Here is a 21,228-nt window from a genome sequence, read left to right on the forward strand (position 1 = left end):
CTTCAAAACATCCCTTTCTGGCACAATTTTAGTTGCCTTTCCCGACCAATTACAATATTTTTTGACTTTCATCAACGCATGTAAGATTATGGGAAAGGATCAATCAGGAGGGTTTCACCCTCCCAAGGGACAGCCCTCAGGCGCCAACAAGCAGGAAGGACTTGGAATTTCAACCACACCACCGGAGCAGCTGGAAGATTACCTGCAGCGCACCGACGAATATGTGGTCGATGATGAAACACTCGACCCTTCCCTGCCGGTACGCAACCCCAACCGCCACATGGCTCAGCCCGATGGCGGCAGGGCTAACCTGCGCGAAAAAGATAAAACCATTGAGCTTGCCATTGACAGTGACGTAGATACGGTTCCCGAAGAACTGCCCGGCATACTGAGTAAGGAAATGTTCACCGAGCTGGCCGACTATGAGTCGGATTGCTGCATCAGCATTTACCTGCCTACACACCAGTCCGGCGTAGCCGTCAATGAAAAGCAGGATGCGATCCTGTTCAAAAACACCTTAAAGGATCTGTCCGCAACGCTCACAGAAAAAGGAATCGACCCCGCACGTGTGAAGCAGCTGCTCACGCCCGGGTTTGAGCTCTTGCAGCAGGATACCTTTTGGGCTAACATGGGCCAGGGACTGGGCATTTTCATTGCAGAAAATTATTTCAGGTACGTCAAAATGCCTGTAACACCCCAGCAGCATGTATCATCCGCGACGCGCTTTTTTGTAGCGCCCCTGGTACCTACCCTGGCATCCAAAGAATACTTCTTTCTGCTGGTGATCAGCAAGCACCGCTGCCAGCTTTTCAAAGCCGACGCATTCAGCATGAAACCGGTAGATGTGGAAGGGCTTCCGGAAGATATGATGTCTGTAAAAAGGATCAGTGAAAAAGATGCGAGTACCGTCCGCATTGGAGTGAGCTCGGGAGGCAGCGCAAACTTCCACGGTATGGCAGGCGGCAACCCCGACGAGAAGGACAATATCGCCGTGTACTTTGAGGCGGTGGACGATATTCTTTTCAAGGAAGTGCTTAACAAGGAAAATGCACCGCTGCTGCTTGCCGGCGTCGAGTACCTGATCCCGATTTATCGGTCGGCCTGCGATTACCATAATGTATGTAAAGAGGCGCTTACCGGCAGTCACGAGCACGATGAGCTGCATGCATTGTATGCCCAGGCCAGGGAAATTATGGCCCCATACTTCCGCAAGCCACAGGAAACAGCGGCCACAATGTTTGCCAACCAGTCGGCTACACCGCTCACGAACTCTATGCCCGAGGGCGTGATCCCGGCTGCCTATTACGGCCGGATCTCCCACCTGTTTGCAGCCAAAGGAGAGCAGGTTTGGGGTACTTTCAATGAGACTACCTCTGAACTGAAGCTGCATGCACAGCAACAGGACGACTCCGAAGACCTGCTCAACAGGGCTGTGGTAAAAACCCTGGCGAACGGAGGAGAGGCTTTCCTGGTAGAGCCGGACGAAATGCCAAGTGAAGGCCCGCTTGCGGCCGTGCTGCGCTACTAGCGTTTTGTTTTACATTCGACAATCAAAAGCCCCGCAGATCAGCTGATCTGCGGGGCTTTTGATTGTCGGATTCTAATGAAAATCCTAGTCGTTACCCTGTGTTTTAACAATCTTGTTGTAAACGCCCAGCAACAGGAACGGTGCCGCCCACTGACCTACAAACAGTGCTGTATGCTTCTGTCCTGCAATTTTAAGTGCAGCTGATACACCCATGCTTGCAAGCGCTGCCCACAGGAATACATCCGATGGCAATTTTGCAGTCTGGTTTTCGATTGTTTTTGCAACTTCTCCTTCTTCGTGTTCGGTGTTTTTTGCGATATCCATAAGACAAAATATTTTAGTTGAATTTGCGCCGGTAATAAAAAAAACCGTTCCATGAGGCTAAGCATCTGCAAATACCCCTTTGCTGTGCACACGATTACCCGTGTTCCGGTCCTCACTAAGCCTTTTTTTCCAATTATACCGCATTTACCCACCTCAGTTACGCGGATGAACATAACCAGGGCATGAAGCACCTCACTGCATCACTGTACACTGCCTCAGCAAGCAGATCGACACACTGATTTGACCTATATGCTTCCAGGGTCTTCCGGATTGTTTGAATTTCGCAAGTATCTCATTGAATTTGGCAAACGCCTCCCCTTCCGCCCAGGCTACCTTTGTCCTGTTAATAAAACGCATTTAAGTCATGGACAATCAACAAGTATGGTTTATTACCGGAGCCTCTAAAGGTTTCGGACTCGAATTAACAACACAATTGCTGCAGCAAGGTCACCTGGTAGCGGCTACTTCCCGTAACATCGACGAGCTGCGTGAGGCAGTTGCTACTACCGCCGCAGGTTTTCTTCCGCTTGCCGTAGACCTTGGCTCCGAAAAGAGCGTCAGTGAGGCGATTAATGCCACCGTTGCACGGTTTGGCCGGATAGATGTGGTGGTCAACAATGCAGGCTACGGGCAACTCGGCGGTATCGAAGAGCTGACAGATGCAGAGTCACGCGCTAATTTTGATGTGAACGTATTCGGGCTGCTGAATGTAACCCGCCAGGTTTTGCCGCAGCTCCGCAGGCAGCAATCCGGTCATATCCTCAACATTTCTTCCATTGCAGGCATAACCGGCAACTTTCCGGGCTGGGGAATTTATTGTGCTACCAAGTTTGCCGTAGAAGGTCTCTCTGAGTCGCTGGCAGCTGAGGTGGCGCCATTTGGCATCAAAGTTACCCTGATAGAGCTGGGTTACTTTCGTACAAGCTTCCTTAAATCAGGTTCCCTGCGCCTCCCCGAAACCCGGCTGGCCGAGTACCGCCTTATCCGGGAGTCGGAGGCATACCACGATGAGCTGGGTGCGGCCAACGCCCAGCCGGGTGATCCCGTAAAAGGGGCCGCTGCGGTCATCCGGATTGCAGCCGAAGCCAATCCTCCGCTGCACCTGCTGCTCGGCCAGGATGCCACTGAGCTTGCCGCTGCCAAGATCAGCGCCATGCAGCAGGATATGGAGCAGTGGAAATCATTGTCCCTGTCTACCGGCTTCGACGCATAGTCAGCTGCAGTTTCAGAAAAGTAAGCGCCCGGAGCGGCAATTCAGTAACATGCATAGCCTGCTCCGGGCGCTTTTTCTAATTGAAAATCTACATCAGATCACGGGCAATGCGGTAAGTATTCATATGTGCTTCCAGAATAATGCGTAGCTGTGAGGAATAGCCGCCGCCCATACTGCATTGTACCGGGATACCGTGTTTTTTGGCAGTACTGAGTACCAGCAGGTCACGTTGCCTGCATCCCTCAATCGTGCACGACATGCGTCCCAGCTTGTCGGTGCTCAGAATGTCCACTCCTGCCTGATAAAAGATAAAGTCCGGCTTCACGCTACTGATCAGTCCGGGTATAGTATCATGCAGCAGGCGCAGGTAGGTATCATCACCGGTACGGTCGTCCAGGGGAAGATCCAGGTCGCTCTGCTCCTTCCTGAACGGGTAATTATTTTTACCATGCGCAGAAAAGGTAAACACACGGGGTTCGTCCCTGAAAATCTGCGCCGTCCCGTTTCCCTGATGCACATCGAGGTCAATGATCAGTACCTGCTTTACTTTACCCTGGTCCACCAGCAGCTGCGCGGCAGTTGCCTGGTCATTGATAATGCAGAATCCCTCACCCTGAGCCCGGGAGGCATGATGGGTGCCACCGGCAATGTTAAATGCAATGCCTGTTTCCAGTGCCAGCAATGCGCCCTGTACGGTACCGTTGGTGATACGCAGCTCCCGCTCTGCCAGCACGGGTGTTTGTTCAAAACCAATGCGGCGTATTTCCTGGCGCGTCAGCATACCGGCCACAAACCTATCGGCATAGTCGCGATCGTGCACCGCATATACGGCCTGCATATCCACCGGCCCGGGCGCAAAAAAATCCGCCTCCGTGGCGACGCCCTCGCGCAGTAGCTGCAAAGGAAGCAGCTCGTACTTGTCCATGGGAAAACGATGCTCCGCGGGCACCGGGTACTTATAAATAGGATGGTAAGCAATAGGAAACATGCATTCAGCGTAAGCCGCAAAGCCGGGATTGAACTTCGGGCACAGGAATACGGAAAAAATCATGCTCCGACCACTTACACTGATTATCGCACATTATAACTGGTACTAGTGGCCGGCGTCAGATTCCTGTCCGAGGATCGCCAGGCGGTATGGCTGCGAGGAGACTTTCACGCGCCTTTTTCTGGAAAAATCATTGATATCCACTACCAGCAGCTCACCGGTTTTCGGCTGGGTAATGTACAGAAAACGCGACGTAGCTTCCAGCTGGGGCTTTTGAGTTTCCTCGCTGGCAGTAGCCGGCAATACGGATCCGCGCTTCGGTGCGCCATTTGTTTTCAGATCATAAATATGCACTTCCCCGCTGTGCGTTAACACAATCAGTTGGTTTCCGGCGTAATCGACCTTTGCCTGCATCACATCAGCGCCGGCATGGATGGGTGTGATGGTATTGGCGCCAGGATCAATGAGGTAGGCACCCTTCGCAGCCGTAAAGCCAATGAATTTGCCGGCACCTCCGGCTTCCAGAACAGAACCAAACCACGCATCACCGAAATCAGCCGGATAGGCGATCAGACGCTGCCTGCCGCTTTGGTCTACCACCAATATACCGCTCGCAGAACCAAATAAGGATAGATTGCCGTCGCTGGCATTGCCGTGAATGCCCGCAGTTTGGATAGTAGATGCAAAGAGCGTCCTGCCCGACCTGTCGATCACCCTCACACGCTCCGGGAGGGTACCGGGAACACTCCCGTCCTTCTCGGTGACGGCATAAGTACCATTATTGAACCTTGTCATCGCACCATGATGCGGCACTCCCCCAAAGCTGATCACCTCCATTTTTGCGTTCGCAGTGTGAAAATCTGCCTCACGCGCCACGCTGAGGGTACCATCGCCGTCATTGAACGTGATCACTTCATCGCTCTTGCTTTTGAAGTGCGTGGGCCGGTTCCCCGTTCCGGTAAGCGCAGCCCATTTGGGGGTGCCGGCTACGTCCACATGGTCACCATGCCCCTCCAATCCTGAATCAAAAAACTGCACGAAGTTACTGGTACCATGCACGAGAGCCCCAAACCGCCCTGCCTCGGTCCGGTACAAGGCAGCCTTGGGAGCACCCGCCTCAAACGTCTCGACTGTCAGCTTTACAGGGTCAACCAGTGAAAGGGTACGCGCAGTTTCATCATTGACCATGACCCGGATAAAACGGTACTCCCGGGCATCTTCCGGCTTTACTTCTTCCTCCTTGTTCGTCTCGCAGGCAACAAGTACCAGGGCCGCAAAGGCCAGTGATGTGATGTTGGATAAAAAGTTTTTCATCAATCAGTTTTTTAAATGCAACAATGATGCAAAGATAGTTTTGGTAATGACAAATGCAACAATGATGCAAATAAAAGAAAGTTGCGCCGGAGGATTCGTCAGCGCGGGCAGCAGCAGAGATAGTGGCGGTAAGTGTAAAGGTGCAGGTACATTAGGGTGGAACAAAAAGAGAGCGGACTGGCAGCCAGTCCGCTCTCTTTTTGTTTTTATAAAAACTTACTTCTTTGTATCCCTGATTGCCTTGATCGGGAAATCGCCGTACTGAGTAGCGACGATTCCGGCGAGGGTATCGCCGGTTTGGGTAAGATTATATTTGATCACTCCGCCGTCGAAATCCATGGCGAACGTTACTTTACCCTGAGCTACCACCAGATCCTTCATTTCTCTTTTTTCAGCGCCCATATACCCTACTGTCTTGCTGTCTTTTTCCTCGAATGTAAAAAAGCCGGTTTCATACTCGGGCGGAACATCGGAGATCCTGTAGTTCCACAAGCCGGCGATACCATCGGCGGTGAATTTCTTGGCTGCTGTAAATGAGCAGATTCCCAGCACTACGAGCATCATCAGAAAGTACTTTGCTTTCATCATGGTTTTAATGGGTTAAACAGTTAATAAAAATGAATACATTATTTTCTTAAAACTATACAAAATTATTTGCGTGTCAAGCACACTCCCTGTACTGGAAAGTGTACCTCATGCCATCACCGAGCACATACTGAGCACCGGCTCGCCCAATGCTGCATTGCCGCGGATGGTGACGAGGGAAGCCGCTTCCAAGGCAGGGATGCCTTTTGTGAAGATGCGCCAGGCAGCCGGACCGTCCAGCTCCACTTCCGCCGCGGGCAGCAGCTGCTCACTGCCTGCGGCCAGCTGCCAGCGGCCGGCATGGTAGTGCAGGTACCAGGCACCCGGCAACCCCGTAACCCTGAACACCACCAGCGTACCTTCCGCAGCCTCCACCAACCTGTACGTATGCGGCAGTGCGCGCATAAATGTGTCTATCAAAGGCTGGTAAAGACGTACGCTCATCAATGTTTCCGGCTCACCAACCGCCAGGCGTATCTGCTGCTGGTGATGCCAGAGCTCGGTGTACTCCCGCGCAATGTGGAACCAGTTGGGCGACACGTCCTGGCCTGCCCAGGCTACCGGGAAGACAGCATCCGCATCCGGCGGCAGTGCCTGGAAAAGCCTGCAGACTTCCGGACCAGCCTGCCTGATCCAGTCCAGCAGGGTAGCGGGACTTACTCTGCGCGTGGCAGTTACCCAATCGCGATTGAGCTCATTGAGGTAGCTCACCAGCGACTGATAGGAATCAATGCGGGGTATGTCCGGTGCTGCATAATGGTCTCTGTACAAAGCAATGCGGCGAAAATGTCCGTCGGCAATGTGTGAGGCAATATCCTTGACATTCCAGCCTTTCAGCACGGTCGGTGCATGCCACTGGTCGGCGTCGAGTCCTTCCAGGAGATAGATAAGGTGATCGTGCAGCTCGGGAAAAAGCGGGATGGTGCTGATCGGCGGACAGGGTTGCAGAATCATGGTAAGAAGCGATGTGGTGCGCAGGGCAATTTAATAATTGCACGGGCAAGTTGCATCCGAAAGCAGCAGGGAACCGCATTTTTAACATTCCCGCCGAATACATAACAATTGGTTAACAGCCCCTTAATATCGCAGCGAAGAGCGGACGATACCTTTGAGGTTTTACAAAAATGCCCGGCTCCATCGCTCCGGCAAACTCACTTAACCTTTAACAAACTCCTATGAAAGTACGGTTACTGCCGGCATTCTTTGCCTTGCTGTGCGGACTTGTTATGCACCTGCACCTGTCTGCACAGTCTCTCACCATCCGCGGTAAGGTTACCGCACCAGCCGGCGATGCCCTGCCGGGCGTCAATGTGCTCATCAAGGGCAGCAGCGCGGGCACTACCACCGACGAAAGCGGCAACTATTCCCTCCCTATGCCGTCTTCCAATGCCACCCTTATTTTCTCAGCCATCGGGTTTCTTCCGCAGGAGCGGGCAGTTGGCAATCAGTCGGTGATCAACGTTGCTTTGCAGGAAGATACCAAAATGCTGAATGAAGTGGTGGTGACTGCTTTGGGGATCAAACGGGAAGAAAAATCGCTGGGCTTTGCGGCGCAGACGATCAATGAAAATGCGGTAAAAGATGCCAAATCCAACAACTGGGTCAATACACTTTCCGGAAAAGTAGCCGGACTGAACATCCAGGGCGCGGGCGCGGGACCTATGGGCTCGGCCAGGATCACGCTCCGGGGTGAGTCGTCGCTGAACCTGGATAACAACCAGGCGCTCATTGTGGTCGACGGCGTGCCTGTGAGCAGCAGAATCACGGGTACGGGTTTCAACTCGCATTTGTCGGCCGACAGCCCGGTAGACTATGGGTCGAGCCTGTCGGACATCAATCCCGATGATATTGAGAAGGTTACCGTGCTGAAAGGTCCCGGTGCTACGGCATTGTACGGCAGCCGGGCCGCGGGTGGCGCGATCATCATCACGACGAAATCGGGCGTAAGAAAAGACAAAGGCATTGGCATAACCGTCAATTCAAATTTCAGTTTTGACCAGATTAACCGCTATCCCGACTATCAGTTTGAGTACGGCGAGGGTCGCACGAGCGCGTACTACTCTTACCTCGACAGCGAAGACGGCCCGAATACGGGTACCACCGTAGCTGCCGGCCGTGCCTGGGGACCCAGGTTTAACGGCCAATCGTACTTCCAGTACAACCCCGATGCACCCGATGGCCGGCCAACGATGCGTACGCCCTGGGTCGCCCACAAGGATTACATTTCCGGATTTTTCCAGACGGGTACTACCTTTTCCAACAGTGTGTCCATTGAAGGCGGCAGTGAAAACAGCTCGGCACGCCTCTCACTCACACATTTGAAAAACAAATGGATCATACCCAATACCGGCTTTGAGCGGCTGAATGCAGCATTATCGGTAAGTCAGCGCGTTTCGGACCGGCTCAAAATCAATGGAAAAGTTAATTATGCCAATAAAAAGAGCGACAACCTGCCGATGGCCGGGTACAACAACCAGTCGCTCATGTACTTCCTGATCCTGGGCACCACGCCCAACATCAAACCGGAATGGTTTAAGCCATATTGGGAACCGGGACTCGAAAATGTGAAGCAGCGCAGTCCATTTAATCCCACACCCGACAATCCGTACCTGGGCATGTACGAAATGCTCAACAAGATTAACAAACACGGGGTAATTGGAAACGTATCAGCCAGTTATGAAATCTCAAAAAAGTTTGACCTGCTGGTACGCACCGGTCTGGATATGGCTTTCGAGTTCCGCTCGCAGCAGCGGCCTTTCAGCATGACGCGCTACCCGCGAGGCATGTACCGTGAGCAGAATGTGTTTACCTACGAATCCAATACGGACTTTTTACTCAGCTACAAGGACAAAATTGCCGGGCTGATCGATGTGACTGCTTCGGGTGGAGCGAATGCCATGCGGCAGTCGTACGACTTTGCGGGCATCTATGCCGACCAGCTTGCGCAACCCGGCATTTACCAGATCTCCAACAGCCTTGACCAGGCTGTAGCCGATCCTTTGAAAACCAAAAAAGCCATCAACAGCATATATGCAGCCTCCCAGTTTTCATGGGACGAGAAGATTTTCATTGATATCACGGGCCGGAACGACTGGTCGAGTACGCTGCCTTATGGCAACAACTCCTTCTTTTACCCCTCGGTGAGTTCCAGCTTTTTGTTGAATGAACTGTTTGCATTGCCCCAGGCAGTTTCGTTCGCCAAGCTTCGTGCCTCCTGGGCGCAGGTCGGGAATGATACCCGCCCCTACCAGACCGCCCGGTATTATGACCGGATTTACGGCAACAGTTTTACCAACTCCTCCACCCTTTTCAATGCAGACCTGAAACCGGAAATTACGGCGAGCTACGAGTTCGGGCTGGACCTGCGCCTGCTGAAAAATGTGGTGGGACTTGACGTGGCCTACTACAACAACAACAGCCGCAACCAGATTCTCGCCATCCCGCTCGACCCCGTTTCGGGGTATAACAATGCGCTCATCAATGCAGGGCTCATCAACAGCCGCGGCGTGGAGGTAAAACTTACGGGCAAACCGATGACCCGCCGCAATTTCAGCTGGAACACTACTTTGCTCTGGTCGAGCAACCGCAGCTATGTGCGCGAGCTGGCGTCGGGCATTACCAACCAGGTTATTTATGCGCACAATACCAATGTAAGCATTGAGGCCCGCGTGGGCGGACTGATGGGCGATATGTACGGACGCGGCTTCCAGCGGTCTCCGGACGGACAGATCATTTACTCGTCGGTGGGGCTGCCTGCCGCGCTGGACCCTGAAAACAAGAAATGGGGAAATGCATTTGCAGACTGGAAAGCCAGCTTGTCCAATGAATTTACAATCAGAAACGTGCGCGTCAGTCTGCTCCTGGATGGACAGAAAGGCGGAAGTATGTTTTCACAAACCAATCATAAGAACAATACCCTGGGCAAGACCAAAGTGACCCTGCCGGGCCGGGATGAGGGCATTGTAGGCCAGGGGGTGGTAAAACAGCCGGACGGAACATTCACGCCCAACACCGTGCGTGTGCCGGCGAGCTCTTACTACGACAACTACTATCAGATCGCGAATGCAGAGACCAATATTTTTGACGCTTCTTTCTTGAAAATCAGGGAGCTGCGTGTGGAGTTCAACCTGCCCCAGGCGCTGTCGGCCAGGCTGCGGCTGCGGCAGACGAGCCTTGCGTTTTTTGGCCGCGACCTGTTCAACTTTACGAAGTTCCCCGGCTTTGATCCCGAGGGCGGCAACCTGAATAACGGTACGCTCACGCCGGGCGTGGAGCTGGCCCAGTTTCCGTCTACCCGCACGATGGGAATGAACCTTACCTTGAAATTTTAATTGAAAAAGATCATGTTTAAAAAAGCATATATTCCTTTTTTCCTTTGTCTGACCCTGCTGGTATCGTGTACCAACGGGTTTGAGGAGCTGAACACCGATCCCAACCGGCCCAAAGAAATCACCCCGGGCGTGATGCTGGGACAGCTCCAATACCAGATCGTGAACAGCACGGTGAATGCAAGCCGGAATTTTACCCACGAACTCATGCAGGTGGACGCACCCCGGGCCAGTGCGGGCGGAGGCGGGCTGCACCGGTATATCGTGAACCCGGGAAGCGGGGTTTGGAGTAATTTTTATACGTATCTCAATGATATCGAGGACATTTACCTCATTGCCGACCAGCTGAATGAGAACAACTACAAGGCCATTGCGCTAATCTACAAGACGTGGAGTTACTCCATTCTCACAGACTTGTACGGGGACGTGCCTTATTCACAGGCAACCAAAGCGATTGAAGGAAACTTTAAGCCAACATTTGACAAGCAGAAAGACATTTACATCCAGCTGCTCAGCAACCTTGAAACTGCCAACACGCTGCTGGATCCGACGAGAGCGCTGACTTACGGAGGAGATATGCTGTACAACTCCAATGCATTATCGGCCGGACAAAATCCGGGGATCCTCAAATGGAAAAAGTTCTGCAATTCCCTGCGACTGCGCCTGCTTTTAAGGATTTCAAAGCGCGAGGGCGAGGTGAATGTAAAAGAGCAGATCACGGCCATACTCGCCGATCCGGCAAAATACCCGATTTTTACAACCAATGCAGACGAAGCGATTTTCCGGTATCCGGGTACATTTCCGTTTTTCAATCCTTTCTACAATGCAAGGCAGGTCGACTGGCGCGACGGTAATTACTACACCAGATTCTTTATGGATTACATGAACCAGGTCAATGATCCGCGGCGGGCAGCATGGGCTACACAGGTAAAATCGGCCACCGAAAACGTGTATCGAGGCATTGAAAGCGGCTATCCCACCAGTCTGGAATATGCGGTAGGCAGCAATTCCAGCTACTCCGACGCACTGAAAACCCTGCCCCAACTCGGCGTTATGATGACACTCGCAGAAGTAGAATTCATCAAAGCCGAGCTTGCCCTCAAAGGATATGTGACCGGCGCTACCCCGCAAAAGCATTACGAGTCCGGTATTGCAGCCTCCATGAACCAGTGGGGCGTAACCCTGCCCGCCGGCTTTACGGAGCAGCCCGGTATCATTTTCAATGCAGCCGCAACCGCCGACAAGCAACTTGAACAAATTATGCTGCAGAAGTACTATGCCTACTATTTTGTGGATTACCAGTCCTGGTTTGAAAAGCGGCGGACGGGCTATCCGGTGCTGCCGCGCGGTGCAGGCATCCCGGCGGAGAACAATTTTCCGAATCGTGTTCCCTACCCTACTTACCTGCAGTCGCTCAACCCTGAAGCCCTGGCGGGTGCCGTGGCATCCATGGGCGGCGATGACAGTGATATTAAAGTCTGGTGGGACAAGTAAGCTTTTTTGAAAAAATATAGAATGCAAATGATGTATAAAAACAAAATAACTACCTGGCTGCTGTACCTGCATTGTACCCTGCTGATGGTCGTGAGCGCGGAGGCGCAATCCAAAGTTCAAATGCCCGTGCGGGGGTTGTGTGCCCACCGCGGCTGCATGGATACGCATCCGGAAAATACGCTGCCCGCCTTCCGGGAGGCAGTGCGCCTGGGAGCGCAGATGATCGAGTTTGATATTCAGCTGACCAGAGACAGCGCGATGGTAATCATGCACGACGATGCCGTGGACCGTACAACGGATGGTACCGGCAAGGTTTCGAACCTCACGTTTGCACAGGTGCGGGCCATGGATGCAGGCATTAAAAAATCGCCGCAGTTCAAAGGCACACAGGTGCCGACTTTTGAAGAAACCCTTGCAATGATGCCCGAAAATGTGTGGCTGAACTGCCACCTGAAAGGCGACGAAGCGGTGGGCGCGAAAGCCGCCGCAGTGCTGGCGAGGTCGGGCAGGCTGCACCAGGCTTTCCTGACCTGCTCCGAAAAGGCGGCCGGAGCGGCGCGCCGGGCTGTGCCGGGCATCCGCATCTGCAATGGTGAGAACAGCTACCGGAAAGACACGCCCCGGTACGTGCAGGCCACCGTCGGCATGCATGCCGATTTCATACAGCTCCTGCGCCATGAACCCGGCGAAGACAGAAAAGAGGTGATGCAAATGCTGAAAAATAACCAGGTAAAGGTCAACTACTTTTATGCTAAAACACCTGACGAGCTGGGTGCTCTCTATGCAGAAGGGGTTGATTTTGTACTGGTAAATAACGTTGCCGACTTTCTGCCGGAAGCTAAAAAGCTGGGTATCAAACCGGTTATACCAACTTATGGCAATACCCGGGCAGCGGTTCAGCAAAACAGTCTGAAATTAAAAAACAAGACCCTCATCGTCTTCTTCGACGGCCTGCGTCCAGACTACATCACGCCCGAGCAAATGCCCAATTTGTACGCTTTTAAACAAAAAGCCTCCTACGGAAAAAATCATCACAGCGTGTTTCCGACCGTAACGCGGGTAAACTCCTCTTCCTATGGTACCGGCTCCTATCCGGGCACGCACGGACTGCTGGGCAATGCTGTGTTTTTCCCGAAAGTAAACCCCGCCAAAGCCGTGGGCACTACTTACGAGGACCTGATGAAAGTGCAGGAATCGGAATCCGGAAAACTGCTCACAGCGGTCTCCATGGGCGAAGTCCTGGACGCTGCGGGCGAGCGGATGATGGTTTTCAGCTCAGGAACCACAGGCCAGGCCTACCTGCAAAATCCTGCTGTGGGCCGCGGTGCGATCATTAACCATGAGCTCATCCTGCCTGCGTCCCTCCGCGATCAGGTGATGGCTGAGCTCGGCCCGGTCAATACCGGAAATGGTGACATTTATGCCAAACACAAGTGGGTAGCCGACGCCCTGTTCCGGTACGGACTGCAGGAGGATGGTCCCCTGGTAAGTGCGATCTGGTTTTCTGACCCGGATGGTGCGGCGCACAAGTACGGCATCGGCTCGGAACAGGCAGTGTCTGCGATCAAATATGTCGATGGGCAGTTTGGCAGAATACTCGACACGTTATCGGCAAGAGGACTGCGCGAGCATTACAATATCCTGATTTCTACGGACCACGGTTTCGTAACCCACACGGGCAAACAAAACCTGAGCGATCTCCTGATTTCGGAGGGGCTGAAAAAAGACAAGGATTCAGATGATGTTGTGATTGCCGAGGGCGCCATTTATGTCAAAAACCACCAGGAAGATACCATCCGGAAAATTGTTGCAGTCCTGCACAAAACGCCTTGGATTGGTGCTGTTTTTACAAAACCCAAACAGAAAAACAGCTTGCAGGGCTGGGTGGACGGCACGCTCTCCTTTGACGCCATCCATTACAATCATCCGGTGCGCTCGGGCGACATCCTGGTAGCGCCCAACTGGAACGACTACAAAAATGACAAGGGATATGCAGGTTCGGATTTCTCGGGCGGTGTGGCCGGACATGGCGGTTCCAGTCCTTACGAGATCAACATTGCCCTGATGGCCGACGGGCCGGATTTCAAAGATGCATTCCAGGGAGATCTTCCTTCTTCCAACGTTGACATTGCACCTACGGTACTCGCACTTTACGGTCTTCCGGTTCCCAGGGTAATGGACGGCCGGGTACTGACCGAATACTTTGTAAAACCTGCCAAATCAACCGGAAAATCAAGAAAAGAGAAGATCCGGACTGAGGCTGCCTATCCCTGGGGTACGTATAAATTACTGCTTGAAACCACCTTGCTTGGGCCTTACCGCTACATTGATTTTACAAAAACAGAAAGGACAGGCAGCCCGGATGCTAAATAAAGCAGCAATGCGAGACGGTTTTAAAAAAGAAGCATTGTGCCGCATTTGAGCAGCTCGTCTACATGCCGGGCAACATCGCACCCGGGAGTATTTTTAGTAGGATAAATAGATAATCAGGCGCCCCGCCTGATCAATCCGGGGAGCTGCTCAAAGTCACCTTTGTGTTCGCACAAAAAGCCCATTACATCCCTGATTGCATTCAGGTTAATGGGTTTCAGCAGAAAAGCACTGGCACCGAGCCGGTAGCTTTCCTGCGCATATTCTGCCTGGTCGCGGTTGGTCATCATCACTACGGGTACACCCTGCCAGTCGGGGTGCCTTTTTACCTGCAGCAGCGTCTGAAAACCATTCATACGGGGCATATCGATATCGAGTATCAATACCTCCGGCGTTCCCTTTTTCTGGTCGGATGCAAGTTCCAGATGTGCCACCAGGTCCAGGCCGCTCCCAAAAAAACGGATTTGCTGACCCGGCAGGAAAATTGAAAAAACCTGTTGCACAAGAAACCGGTAATCAGCCTCATCATCAACGAGGTATACTACACATGGCTGATCAATCATACATTCCAACATAATTCAATTCTTTATTAGACGTCTTCAATCTCCTTCGGGCCCGGGCAACGGTCCTGAAAACCTCACCTCAATCCGGGTACCTTTTCCATGTTCCGTTTCAACCACCAGCTGACCGCCCAGCAGCGTGCACAGGTGTTTGACGATGGCCAGTCCGATCCCCTCACTTCCCGGCACCCGGGGCGTATCCCCTGCTTCACCTGCATGGGTTGCCGGCACCTCGCCCCTGAGCCTGCCCACAATATGTCCGGCCAGGCCAGGACCCGTGTCTGCCACACTGAAGTACCAGCCCTGCTCACCATCCACAAGGCCCCAGTGAATGGTAACACCTCCGGCATCCGTGTATTTCAGCGCGTTCAGCAGCAGGTTCTGGGCAATCCTCCGCAGCTGCATGGCATCCGTTTCTACTTCCAGCATCGCCGGTCCGCCTGTTTCCAGCCACAATCTCTGCTCTTCGGCTACGGCTTTGGTACCTACCACAAGCTCCTGCAGCAGCTCAGCCACATTAAATCGTGCCGGCGTAATTACCTCCTGCCCGGCTTCGAGTCTTGCATAATCAAGCAGACTGGTCATCAGGTTGGTCATCTGGCGGATGTTGCGCTGGATCATCTGGATCATGACCCCGTTGTTCGCCTCACTCCCTGCCATCCCCAGCAGCTCAGCTGCCGAAGCGATCACCCCGACCTGCCCTCTCAGGTCATGCGATGCAGCCCGCAAAAGCTCACCGCGCTCTTTAAGCGCGTTGCGAAGCTCACCCAAAGCCTGGGTACTCTGACTGGCTTTTTCAAGTTCACCCAGCCAGAACTGCTGCTGCGCCTGTGTTTGCCTGAGTTCCGTTACGTCAATGCCGGTAAGCACTACCCCATCATCCTGCCGGCTTACCCCTACGGCAAGCCAGCGCTCCTGACCGTTGATATTCAGGTATTTTTCATTATACCGCGGCTGATCGGCGGCGTACACCCGGGTAAGTATTTCAAGCGTTTGCGACTCCCACAACAATGCATTGAAGTACTCAGCCGGCTGCCCGACCAATTGGGGCAGCGGTTGTCCAAAAAACTCTGCCAGCTTCTGGTTCCCCACTGCGAGATTGAAGTCAATGATTGCTCCGCGATCGTCCCGAACCACTTTCAGCAGGCCTATGCTTGCCGGCGATGCGTCCAGTACGGCCTGAAGATTCTCGGCAATGTACCGGATCTCCTGCTGCGCTTTTTGCAGCTCGGTGATGTCACGGGCGATCGCCAGCACACTTTCCACCAGGTTATCGGCCCCGCGCTCGGGCACCATACGCGAATAGTAATCCAGTTGGCCGTTTTTGGAAGGCAGTGAATTGTAATGTTCCTGAGCGGTACCGGTCTCAAAAGTTTTCCGGAGACTTTCCGTATACGGCACAGCAATATCATCCGACTGTCCCATTTCACTGTTGGTCTTCCCGAGCAGCGCCTCGAGACTCTGACCTGTTTTTTCTACAAATGCACTATTGGCAAATACGAGACGGAGGTTTTTGTCCCAGCGGGTGATCCCATCGGGCGTATTCTCCACAAGGGTACGCAACTGGGCTTCGCTCTGGCGGATCTGTTCCTGGGCGAGCGTTTGCTCCGTAATGTCCCAATCGATGCCTAACAACTTCCCGGGTTCCCCATTTTCACCAGGCATGACCATCGCCTTGATTTTCAAATATCTTATGTCATTATTGGCATTGATCCGTAAACCTCCTTCGTAGGGCTCCCGGCCGCCTCTGAGCCACTCCATCAGGCGGGTGGCCAGATGCTGATCCGCATCAATGGTTTTTGCTACATAAATATCCTCCGGCACGGGCGTACCGGCCTCCAGTCCAAACAGGTGGTACATTCCCTCGGACCATACAAACTGCCCTGTTGCCCTGTCATATTCCCAGCTGCCGGTACGGGCCAATGCTTCAGTCTGCTGCTGAAGGGTGAATTGTTTCAGAGCCTGAGCCTGCTCGGCCCGTTTTCTTGAAGTGATATCACGTGCAATGGCCGACACGCCGATCACCCGCGAGGCCGCATCCTTTACCGGAGATATTACCAGTTCCAGGTGCAGGTCACGGCCATTCTTTTCGACCCGCAGTGTATCAAAAACTTCAACCTGCTGCGACTGCCTGATTTCATCTGTGGAACGTAATGCATTGGCCAGGTCTTCAGGGAGCTGTAATGTATTCAGTACTTTACCGATGACAGCAGCCGCAGGATAGCCGTAAAGTGTTTCAGCGGCCCGGTTCCAGCTTGTAATTACACCGGCTAAATTGATGGTCAGGATTGCATCTCCGGAGGACTCCGCAATGGAAGCCAGAAACGATTTTGCTTCCTCGGCGGAGCGGTGCTCGGTGAGGTCGCGCATGATTTTTACAAACCCGCGCAGGTTACCGGCGCTGTCTTTCAATGGTGATACCGAACCGGAACCCCAGAACCTGGTGCCGTCTTTGCGCAGATGCCAGCGTTCATTTACGGCACGTCCCTGCTCACGGGTTACCTGCTCCTCCCGGTCGGGTGCACCGGCCTGGCGGTCTTCCGGGGTGAAGAGTATATCCCCCGACTGTCCCATAATCTCAGCCTCCGGGTAGCCCGTCATCATCTGGGCACCTGTGTTCCACCCCGAAACCTGACGGTGCAGGTTCAGCGTGACAATGGCATAATCCCTGGCACTCTCGAAAATCAGCCGCATATGTTCTTCCGACTGGCGCATAGCCTCTTCGGCATTCTTCCGGCGGGTAACGTCCACGAAAGTGAGTACGATCCCGTTAATCCTGTCTTCGGCCGTACGATAGGGCAATACACGCATCATAAAAACGCGCTCGTCTACGGTCTGCACCTCGCGTTCAAGTGGCTGAAGAGAATTCAGGACGGTAATCGCATCATTCTGCAGGTGCTCGTAGTTCAGGCGGTTGGTGATGTCGCTGAGAGGTCGTCCGATATCCGATGTGATGAGATTGAAGATCGAGCGGGCTGCGGGTGTAAACATGTGTACCCGCAGGCTGCGGTCCAGAAAAAGCGTGGCAAGGTCCGTGGAGTTGATCAGGTTCTGGAAATTGTTGCTCGTCATCGAGATCTCTTCCAGCTTGATTTTGAGTTCCTGATTCACGGTTGTGAGCTCCTCATTGATGGATTGGAGCTCTTCCTTGCTCGTTTCCAGCTCTTCCGCGGCCGATCGCAGCTCTTCGTTCATCGCCTGAAGCTCCTCATTGGATGCTTTCAGTTCCTCAGCCTGCGTCTCGTGCTGCTCGTGCGAGGACCGGAGCTGTGCCTTCACCCGGATCAGTTCTTCTTCCAGCTGACGCGCTATCGGCTCTTCCGAGCTGAGGACACTTTGTATGGATCCGGCAGCCTCACCGACGATTTCAAATAATACGAGCAGGAAACCGCGCGCAGGATTGCTTCTGGAGGGGTCATTGTCATCCAGCACAGGACGTACGTGCAAGGTGACAACCTGTAATTTTTCGTCAATCCGTACTTTCAGATTGCGTGCCTCCACGTTCGTTTTTTGCTTCACGGCCTGGTAAAAGGCCCTCCTCAGTTCAAGCCGCAGCTCTGGGCGGATCAGTTTGAGCAGACTTTTGGATGGTTCTCCTCCTGCAATCTGCAGGTATTGCCCGGCCCGCTCCGACAGGTGCAGAATATCAAGCTCCTCATTGACAATGATGGAAGGCGGCGCATATTGTTCAAGCAGTTGCTGGTGCAGCTCACCGAAATTCAGGCGGCTGGTATAGGACCTTGGCTCTGCCTGTGGCTGCGGCTGGGACAAAAGCCTTCGCTCCTGCGGAACCACCGGCGTATTTTCAGGAACCGGGTACGACCTTACTGCCACTGGCCGGCTTTCGTATATATGATGCTCGCGGCTGAGGGTTGCGAAAAGGTCGCCGGCCCCATCCGTCGTTTCGGAAAGGCCAAGCAGCAAATGCCCGCCGGGTTTGAGGGCAAAGTGAAAGGTTTCCATGACCCGCTCCTGCGCAGTCTGATTGAGGTAGATGAGCAGGTTGCGGCAGCTGATCAGGTCAAGACGCGAAAAAGGAGGATCTTTCAGCACATTATGCTGGGCAAAAAGCACAAGCTCCCGTATTTCCTGCCTTACGCGGTAATCGTCTCCTTCCAGCATAAAAAACCGGCGCAGCCTTTCGGGCGAAACATCTGCGGCATCGTTCAGGGTATACCGGCCCTCACGGGCTATGGCAATGGCGGCTTCATCAATGTCGGTAGCAAAGATCTGAACCTTGGGCGCGTCGATCACGCCGGTGGTTTTCTCTGCGAGCAGCATGGCAATGGAATACGCCTCTTCACCGGTTGCACAGCCGGCCACCCAGATCCGGATGGTACTTTCGGCATTTTTATTTCTTGTCAGCAGCGGAACGATGTCTTTCTCCAGCGCTGCGAAAACCTTACCGTCCCGAAAAAAATTAGTGACTGATATCAGCAGATCTTTGAGCAGGGCCTGGGTTTCTTCAGGATGCTCCCGGAGAAAGGCAGCGTATGCGGGCAGGCCGGGCAGGCTCCTGACAGTAATACGCCTTTCCAGCCGGCGCATGAGCGTGGGCCTTTTATAATTGGAAAAATCATGACCCGTACGAAGGCGAAGCTGGGTAAAAATTTCGCGCAAGGCCTGCTGCTGATCCTCGGGCCGCATTTGCGCTTCAATCCGGATCGTCACCTTGCCCATGCTCTCGCGGTAGGCCACAAGCCGCGCAGGAATCTGGCCTACCGGGAGGATATCATCTACCAACTCCGTAGAAATCGCCTGTCTTGGCATTTCATTGAACGCGGCTTCCCTGGGATTCTGAACAAACACCGACCCGCCGTTTTCCTTGATCCGCTTGATACCCATCGATCCGTTTGCACCTGTGCCGGACAGGATAACTGCAATGGCCCTGGGTCCGTGTGAGTCGGCCAGGGTACGGAAGAATATGTCAACCGGCGCACGCCTTTCTTCTATGCGCAGATTTGGAAAAACAACAATCTGGTCACCCTGTACCTGCAAATGCTGATCCGGCGGGACCAGGTAAATGTGGTTCGCTTCAATGGTCACATTTTCCTGCACCTGTGACACAGGGATTTTAGCAACGGGACGCAAAATTTCGGCCAGTTTGCTGTCGTAATCAGGTAATAAATGCAGTATAACCACATAAGCCATTCGCGAGTCTGCCGGTACCTGCGCAAAAAACTCCATCAATGCTTCTACACCACCGGCAGAAGCCCCGATGCCGACAATGAAAACGGCGTCGTCCTGCGACTGGCCCTGCGTCTCCTTTTTAGATTTCTTCTTGCTCACTTATTCACATGTTAATGCCGGTGCTAAGCTAATCTATTTACACGTTTTCAAAAGGTAAAACCTCTTAAACCGGCATTTTCGGATTCTCCGGAGCATCCGGCTCCTCATCATCGGCGGACAGCCCTGCCAGGCGAATGGCCTTTCGTACCATTGCAGCCTGCTCGCTCACCTTTGTGGCGCGCTGAAAATAAACGGCCGCTGCCCTGGGCTGGTTGGCTTCCGCAAAATGGTCCCCCAGATGGTTCAGCAGGATCACGCTTTCATCCACTCCCCTGATCGCATTGTACAAACTGTCTTCTATACTTTCAGTGAGAGCTTCGAGTAATGCATCAGCCGAAAACGCATGGCCTGTATGACACCGGAAACGGGTAATGTTTCCATCTTTCAACATGGTGAGTACGCCGTGGCACTCCGGACAGGCGTATGTGCTGGGAACTCCGAACTGAAATATGCTGGTGCCCGAAGCGGTATCAGCACCGGCGATTTCCAGCTCTGCTTTTGTTTTCTCATCTTCCTCCATAGCAATCGGTGTATCCTTATTAGCAGGATCCTGTACCAGCTTTGCCAGTAGCGGCCCCATCTGCTCTGCCGGAATAATATGGTCGATGGTTACCTGACGAATCGCACTATCGGGCATAGAAGATACCTCTGCATCGATGGGATCCTGAACTATCGTAAGCCCTCCCCTGTACTTGATCGTCCATAAACCCGCAGTGCCATCATCAAGCGCACCCGACAGCACCACCCCGATCACCCGGTTACCATAGGTATACGCTGCCGAGCGAAAAAGCGGGTCTACTGCCGGCCGGAAGCGGTTTTCCTTCGGACCATGACTGATCCGGATACGCCCCTGCTCAATCAGCATGTGATGGTCGGGGGGCGCTATATACATCCGGTTGCTTACGATAGGCTCACCGTCCACGCCGTGCGCTGCATGTATGGCACTTACCTGGTTCAGAATTTGCGGGAGCACGCCCCTGACTGCAGGTGCCATATGCCAGACAATGAAAACCGACGCATTCAGATCAGCCGGCAGGCTGCTGCAAAGCTGTTTTAATGCACTAATTCCTCCTGCGGATGCTCCAATGACAATGATGTTCCGGTTTTCCATGCTGGTTCAATGATTAATACTGCCTTTATGCAGGCTGCATCCGCGCTCCTGCAGCAGGCAGCAGTCTACAACCGGCCAGATCCGGGTCAGGGAATACATCAGGTCCGAAGGCAAACAGTAAATG

At 53.3% G+C, this 21,228-nt stretch carries 13 protein-coding genes; 5 read left to right on the forward strand and 8 right to left on the reverse strand.

The features are described 5' to 3' along the window. Positions 1-88: 88 nt before the first annotated feature. On the forward strand, positions 89-1,528 hold the full coding sequence (locus HWI92_RS06890; RefSeq protein WP_204661954.1) for a baeRF7 domain-containing protein: 1,440 nt from the start codon (positions 89-91) through the stop codon (positions 1,526-1,528). 84 nt (positions 1,529-1,612) lie between these two features. Here HWI92_RS06890 and HWI92_RS06895 read toward each other — a convergent pair whose 3' ends face one another. Further along, on the reverse strand, positions 1,613-1,852 hold the full coding sequence (locus tag HWI92_RS06895) for a hypothetical protein (protein WP_204661956.1): 240 nt from the start codon (positions 1,850-1,852) through the stop codon (positions 1,613-1,615). Between the two features lie 364 nt (positions 1,853-2,216). Between HWI92_RS06895 and HWI92_RS06900 the strand changes: the two genes are divergently transcribed. Beyond that, entirely contained in the window at positions 2,217-3,065 is an 849-nt protein-coding gene (locus HWI92_RS06900) for an oxidoreductase (protein ID WP_204661968.1), read from the forward strand. 88 nt (positions 3,066-3,153) lie between these two features. Here the strand turns inward: HWI92_RS06900 and HWI92_RS06905 are convergent, their stop codons facing one another. The 4 genes from HWI92_RS06905 to HWI92_RS06920 all read right to left on the reverse strand — a co-directional run bounded on the left by HWI92_RS06905 (position 3,154) and on the right by HWI92_RS06920 (position 6,906). Continuing rightward, a complete protein-coding gene (locus HWI92_RS06905) occupies positions 3,154-4,116 on the reverse strand; it encodes a histone deacetylase family protein (RefSeq protein ID WP_310589521.1) in 963 nt (320 codons plus the stop codon). A gap of 42 nt (positions 4,117-4,158) precedes the next feature. Continuing rightward, positions 4,159-5,367, reverse strand: coding sequence for a hypothetical protein (locus tag HWI92_RS06910; RefSeq protein ID WP_204661971.1), 1,209 nt, complete (start codon positions 5,365-5,367; stop codon positions 4,159-4,161). Between the two features lie 216 nt (positions 5,368-5,583). Continuing rightward, complete coding sequence (locus HWI92_RS06915; RefSeq protein WP_229249040.1) at positions 5,584-5,955, reverse strand: hypothetical protein; 372 nt, start codon at positions 5,953-5,955, stop codon at positions 5,584-5,586. A gap of 105 nt (positions 5,956-6,060) precedes the next feature. Continuing rightward, on the reverse strand, positions 6,061-6,906 hold the full coding sequence (locus HWI92_RS06920) for a maleylpyruvate isomerase N-terminal domain-containing protein (RefSeq protein ID WP_229249043.1): 846 nt from the start codon (positions 6,904-6,906) through the stop codon (positions 6,061-6,063). A gap of 221 nt (positions 6,907-7,127) precedes the next feature. Here HWI92_RS06920 and HWI92_RS06925 point away from each other — a divergent pair, with 221 nt between their 5' ends. From HWI92_RS06925 to HWI92_RS06935, 3 genes are read left to right on the forward strand one after another with little or no spacing between them, the layout of a single operon-like run. Beyond that, positions 7,128-10,283, forward strand: coding sequence for a SusC/RagA family TonB-linked outer membrane protein (locus HWI92_RS06925; protein WP_204661980.1), 3,156 nt, complete (start codon positions 7,128-7,130; stop codon positions 10,281-10,283). A 12-nt stretch (positions 10,284-10,295) separates the two neighbouring features. Next, a complete protein-coding gene (locus HWI92_RS06930) occupies positions 10,296-11,774 on the forward strand; it encodes a SusD/RagB family nutrient-binding outer membrane lipoprotein (protein WP_204661983.1) in 1,479 nt (492 codons plus the stop codon). A gap of 27 nt (positions 11,775-11,801) precedes the next feature. After that, positions 11,802-14,147, forward strand: coding sequence for an alkaline phosphatase family protein (locus tag HWI92_RS06935; protein WP_204662000.1), 2,346 nt, complete (start codon positions 11,802-11,804; stop codon positions 14,145-14,147). Positions 14,148-14,260: 113 nt separating this feature from the next. Here the strand turns inward: HWI92_RS06935 and HWI92_RS06940 are convergent, their stop codons facing one another. From HWI92_RS06940 to HWI92_RS06950, 3 genes are all read right to left on the reverse strand, one after another. Further along, on the reverse strand, positions 14,261-14,707 hold the full coding sequence (locus HWI92_RS06940; RefSeq protein WP_204662004.1) for a response regulator: 447 nt from the start codon (positions 14,705-14,707) through the stop codon (positions 14,261-14,263). Between the two features lie 36 nt (positions 14,708-14,743). Beyond that, positions 14,744-19,993 carry a PAS domain S-box protein gene (locus HWI92_RS06945; RefSeq protein WP_204662007.1) on the reverse strand — a complete coding sequence of 1,750 codons (5,250 nt, stop codon included), beginning with the start codon at positions 19,991-19,993 and terminating at the stop codon, positions 14,744-14,746. Between the two features lie 64 nt (positions 19,994-20,057). Then, the gene (locus HWI92_RS06950) at positions 20,058-21,104 is read right to left on the reverse strand and encodes a chemotaxis protein CheB (protein WP_204662010.1); all 1,047 of its coding nucleotides are present in this window, start codon (positions 21,102-21,104) and stop codon (positions 20,058-20,060) included. Positions 21,105-21,228 lie beyond the last annotated feature (124 nt).

Origin of the sequence: Dyadobacter sandarakinus (genome assembly GCF_016894445.1) — a bacterium.
GTDB classification, from domain to species: domain Bacteria; phylum Bacteroidota; class Bacteroidia; order Cytophagales; family Spirosomataceae; genus Dyadobacter; species Dyadobacter sandarakinus.